The 5,333-nt window shown below is 48.6% G+C and carries 4 protein-coding genes; all 4 read right to left on the minus strand.

Translation table 11 applies throughout. The features are described from left to right. Positions 1-139 precede the first annotated feature (139 nt). Entirely contained in the window at positions 140-403 is a 264-nt protein-coding gene (locus MJ769_RS11635) for a hypothetical protein (RefSeq protein WP_239237309.1), read from the minus strand. Positions 404-665: 262 nt separating this feature from the next. Beyond that, complete coding sequence (locus tag MJ769_RS11640) at positions 666-2,696, minus strand: C1 family peptidase (protein WP_239237310.1); 2,031 nt, start codon at positions 2,694-2,696, stop codon at positions 666-668. Positions 2,697-2,920: 224 nt separating this feature from the next. Continuing rightward, complete coding sequence (gene lysA / locus MJ769_RS11645; protein WP_239237311.1) at positions 2,921-4,168, minus strand: diaminopimelate decarboxylase; 1,248 nt, start codon at positions 4,166-4,168, stop codon at positions 2,921-2,923. Positions 4,169-4,688: 520 nt separating this feature from the next. Then, a complete protein-coding gene (locus tag MJ769_RS11650) occupies positions 4,689-5,126 on the minus strand; it encodes a DUF3592 domain-containing protein (RefSeq protein WP_239237312.1) in 438 nt (145 codons plus the stop codon). Positions 5,127-5,333: the final 207 nt, after the last annotated feature.

Here is a 5,333-nt window from a genome sequence, read left to right on the forward strand (position 1 = left end):
AATGTCACCCCCAGTAATCAATTGAATCTATTCGCGTATTAACCGGACAGCAGTGGTTTTACTTACACTTCTCGCCATAGCAGATGCTTGTCGTAGCGAGAAGTTTGGCTAAACATTTATTTGATGCTGAAAAAATTTCTTACTGTTGCAAAATGTCATGGTGCAAGATGTGACTTACTGTTGGGTTTGGCAGTACAACTTTGTTTCTGTCGATCACACGAATCTCACAATGAGCATCTTTGTAGGGGCCACTATTCTGTTCCCATCCAAAACCGGGAGAGGTTTGTGCGCAGTATTGTTCGTTATTTAATTTGCTTTTCCATTGATACCATGAAGCTGGAGCAGCGAAAGCTGAAACACAAAAAAATGAATAAATCACTAGAGCAGAAAATATCGATTTCATATTTGCGTCCTGATAAGTAGGTGACTGAACATGCACGGATGAATCAGCGCAAAGCCAACCGGGGAAAGCTGTTACACAGCGACACAAGAATGGCGCAAGCGACCAAGTTGCGGAATCCCAGGCTGGCACTAAACATTACGACTAATTTCTCCAAAGCGTTTGATCCCTTGGATGAAATATTCCTTTCGACCGCTTATATTTTACTTTGAAATTTCTACGACAAAAAGGAAGTATCTCGTAAATTCGGTTATCAATTCCGATATTAGAAATTCAGATCTCGAGCGGTGAAAGGAACCTTGGGCAACTCACCAAGAATCCGGACAAGAACCGAGTTCATGGTGTTAGGATCGTTGTCGAAGCCACCGTGGGTCTCGCTTTTAGATATTACTCCGGGTTTGTCTCCTGCCCCGGATATTACGATGCCAGGCAGGCCATCGACTGCACTATTTAAAAGTTTAAATAACTGTCGATCTTCTTCCAGAAATTTTTGCATGCCGAGCAACGGTACTTCCCGAGACCCTTCAAAGGCATTACTGACCAAATACAGTAGGGATTTCCCATAAGGACCGACATCATCGTCACGCTCCCCCACCTCACTCAGATTATATAAGCTGGGCTTTGGACAGCTATTATCCATTATTTTTGGCAGCACTATCTTTTTGAACAGATCTATCCGAATGGCTGGGGCCATGAATTGAAGCGTTTTCCAGGATATACCCAGACTGGCCAATTGCGGAATGGCGTATGCGGCAAATATGGAACCGGCGCTGTGGCCAACCACATGAAGCTCCCAATCGCCCTCCGCCTTTTTGCCAAGGTTTTCTTTCGCTGCTTTCGCATATTTTGCCAAGAGCTGCATCGCGCCTGCGTCATTTTTGGAGGCCAGCGCTGCATTTTCCACCATTTCTCCCCACAGCTTTCCGCCCGGATAGGCTAAGGTTAGCTCAAGCACACGATCCTTCGCATCGCGCAAGTGGTCAAGAAATGCGCCACCCGCCCGCTCATCAGCTGCAGTGAACTTATCCTTAATGATATTCTTGGTGGTATTGAACCAATCGCTCTCCCACATAATGTGTAGCGGGTAAATTTCGTTAGCAAGACAAACGTTGCGAAATGCAATAATCCGTTTGGCTACATCCTGTTCGCCATTCAGCCCCCCATGAATGTATAACATCACTCGTTTTTTTGCCCAATCCTTAGTTTTGGCTGGTATGGTTTCTACAAACAATCTTTCCAAGTCTTCTTCCGTGGTCCAGTAGTTACCTCGGTCTGAGAGCTTGCCGTTGTTTCCAACATCGATTACGTATGGCCGAATTTCGTTTAGAGGGATAACCTGTCCCGCGCGGAAGGTTCCGCTCGTGACATCTGCCGCGCCCTTCGCCCAGAGATCCGCTTTTACAGGCACGCCGAGTTGAGCGACCCAAACATCGGTGGCATGAATCATAAAGTCTTCGTATGGCAACAAGGCAAACCCATTTTGGCCCCATCTTGTCCCCCATGAATTCTGGATTACGAAACCTTGAGAGGTATAGCCGACAAGGGCTATCGCATGTCCACCGTCCGCATGTCCCTGACGCTGGATCACGGGAATTTTAAGTTTTTGGGACTTGCTGCCAACACCCGTTGTGATTGAAACCGTAGATGGTCCGGGCTGTCCCCATCCTGCATGCACCATTAATGTGGCATATACGATGCCGACTTCATGAATGGCTGCATGCACATGACGCACCTGCCTGAAATCGACTCTGTAATAAGCGCCGCCTGGTGTCAGAGTTGCTTCCTCGGCACGCTTTTGATCAAAATTGTTTGCACCGTGCAGTTCGTCAGGCCAGAGTTTTTGCGTACATACACCATGGCGCTCCCAGCCCTTCATGGCACCCCTCGCCGAGGATCCGGAATAGCTTTCTCCCGGCCATTCATCATAGCGACGGGCAAGTTCATAAATCATGCGCGGACTAATGCGTCGCTTTAGCTTGCGTTTATGGAGTAAGAAATTGATAACTGCCGCAAGGGCAAAGCCCGTACACGCGCCTTCAGTGCCTTGATCAAGAATGTCAGGAACCGCGTGGATGTTAACAATCTCATCGGGTAGAGCCTGGAGTGTAGGCAAATATTCCCAGTCTTTAAGATCAATCTTGTCAGGAAACGCATCTAGTGTTCTGCTAATTTTATTCTCGACACTTCTGCCATCGGGTTTTACGCGCCTGGATTCTGATTCCGGTCGGGTAGTTTTTGGGGCAGATTCTTTAGCTACTGCGGATACTGATTTGCTTGTTACGCGCTTCTTTACCATGGATATTCTCCTATTTATAGAGTTACGCTCTCACGCTAGCAGCCCGAAGCCTATATGATTCCCCATTTCGCTTCCAGTCCCAATCAGGTGAATCAACTCTGGAACAGAAAAGCGACTTCGTACGATTTCATGTACATTTCATAGAGTTCATATGAATTGAGCCGACAAACATAATAGATCGTCAGCTACAGAAAAGTGAATAAGCAATTTTCTTATTTTTGTTTTTAACAAAAAAGTTTTTCGCCGGCAAACAGTTGCTCCACCGTTTCACGCTCTCGGATAAGTTGAACGACTTCACCAGCCACCATTACTTCGGCTGCACGTGGGCGCGTGTTGTAGTTTGAACTCATGCTCATGCCATAGGCGCCAGCCGACATCACCGCAACCAGATCACCCTGCGAGATAGCCAGTTTACGAGCATTCCCAAGGAAGTCGCCGGTTTCGCATACCGGCCCCACCACTTCATATTGTTGCACTGGCATATCACTTGGCTGAACTGGCTGGATGCGATGATAAGCATCGTACAAAGCCGGACGCATCAGATCGTTCATTGCCGCATCGACGATGGCGAAGTGTTTTTCTTCGCCATGCTTGAGATATTCAACCTTGGTCAGCAGCACGCCGGCATTGCCAACCAGCACCCTTCCCGGCTCAATAATAATTTTTTCGCTACGTCCCTGCAAGGCGCTGAGTAGCGCCTTGGCATAATCGGCAATGGCAGGCGGGGTTTCGTCCTGATAACAGATGCCTAATCCACCACCCATGTCGAGATGCTCAAGATGAATCCCCTCGCTTGCCAGCGCATTTACCAGCACCAACATTTTTTCTGTTGCGGCAATAAATGGACTAAGTTCGGTCAACTGCGAACCAATGTGACAATCCATACCAACCACGCGCAGATGCGGTAGCTCACTCGCCTTGCGGTATAACGCCAGCGCTTCCGTATAAGCGACGCCAAACTTATTTTGTTTCAAGCCAGTGGAAATATAGGGGTGTGTCTTGGCATCCACGTCTGGATTCACGCGTAGACTGACTGGTGCCACCTTATTGATTTGTCCGGCCACTTCATTCAGACGAGAGAGTTCCGCTTCCGATTCCACGTTAAAGCACAGAATGCCCGCTTCCAGGGCCAGCTGCATTTCTGCCACGGTTTTGCCCACACCGGAAAACACCACTTTATTCGCCGCGCCTCCAGCCGCCAGCACACGCTGTAATTCGCCACCGGAAACGATATCAAAGCCGGCACCCAACTTGGCGAACAGATTCAAGATAGCGATATTAGGGTTGGCCTTCACCGCGTAGCAAATCAAATGATTGCGCTCTTCGAATGCCTCAGCAAACTGGCGATAGCTATCGGCTAACGCACTGTGTGAGTACACGTAGCATGGCGTTCCAAATCGTTGTGCGATATCAGCTAGAGGTACTTGTTCGGCATAAAGCTGATTACGCTGGTATTTGAAATAATCGGTCATGGCTATTTATGTTGATCAGGAAGTAGCTGGACTAAGGGCTGCGCCGGTGGCAAAAATAGCGCCCCCTTGGTTCCGCAGCTTTGCAACAGAAGTGCTAACAGCACCATAATACCGGTCATACGCATGGTTGCATTCTCACTAAAATGGAACAAAACGGGATTATAAAGGCAAGACTGGGAGTGACTGAAACAGAATTTATCAATACGCCGAGGTGGTTGTCGCAAGGTCGCAGCTTTTATCAGGAAGCAACGGAGCCAAATCTTGCAATACAAAATGTAGAAGGCTTATAAGACCGATGATTATACGATGCAGAAAATTACCGATGCCTTGGGGTGCATAATTCCACTGTCAGCAGTACGCCCCATAAAACTTCGCTCAAAAATACATGATTGCAAGACCTGGCCAGTGGCCATAATTGCTTGTGATGTTGGGCTTCGCAAGCTCAGCACCAACCTACTTTAGCCCAGGCTACGCTTGCTCCAGATAATTCCGCAGGACTTGGGGTCAGACTGACCCCAATTCAATTATAGCTGCTGAAAAAAAGGGCGAAGATCCCCAAGGCCATTGCGGCAATTCCCAAGGCGGGTATCATCCAGTCGCCCCTGGCCAGGCCGGGCTCAAGTGTGGCTTGATCCGGCTGATCCGGGTTGTAATACACGGATACTTTGGCACCGGCAGGGTATTTTTTGGCATAGCTGGTGGCGAGCTCCGGCGATGGGCTGGTACCATCTGGAAACTCCAGTGTGCGCTGATAAATATGCGCAGCCACTGAGTAGCTGAACTGGATGTGTGGCAGCAGGTCGTAAGCTTCTGACGTGGGCGCGGATTGTTCAATGACGCCTTCCACCATGGGCCAGCGCAGCGTTTTTCGTGCCTTGGCGAAAATGATCCAGCCCCATAGGACGGCACCAAACCCGCCGATGATGAAGAGGCCGAGAATGATCGAATAGTAATTCAATTTTGGATCTCCATTTTGAGTTATGGCGATGTGGTGGAAAAAGGGAGGATACATTTCGCAGCGTGCATTATGACAGGCCTGTCTCAACCTTTGCATGGGATTGGAGTCAGACTAGTGGCAGGGCATTGGGGTCAGTTCCAACATTACAATATTTTGTTTGAATGTTAGCGCAGTAATCGGCGGTTGCCGAAAATCGCGCCGAAGAAA

It is taken from the genome of Candidatus Nitrotoga sp. BS, assembly GCF_927797785.1.
Lineage (GTDB): Bacteria > Pseudomonadota > Gammaproteobacteria > Burkholderiales > Gallionellaceae > Nitrotoga.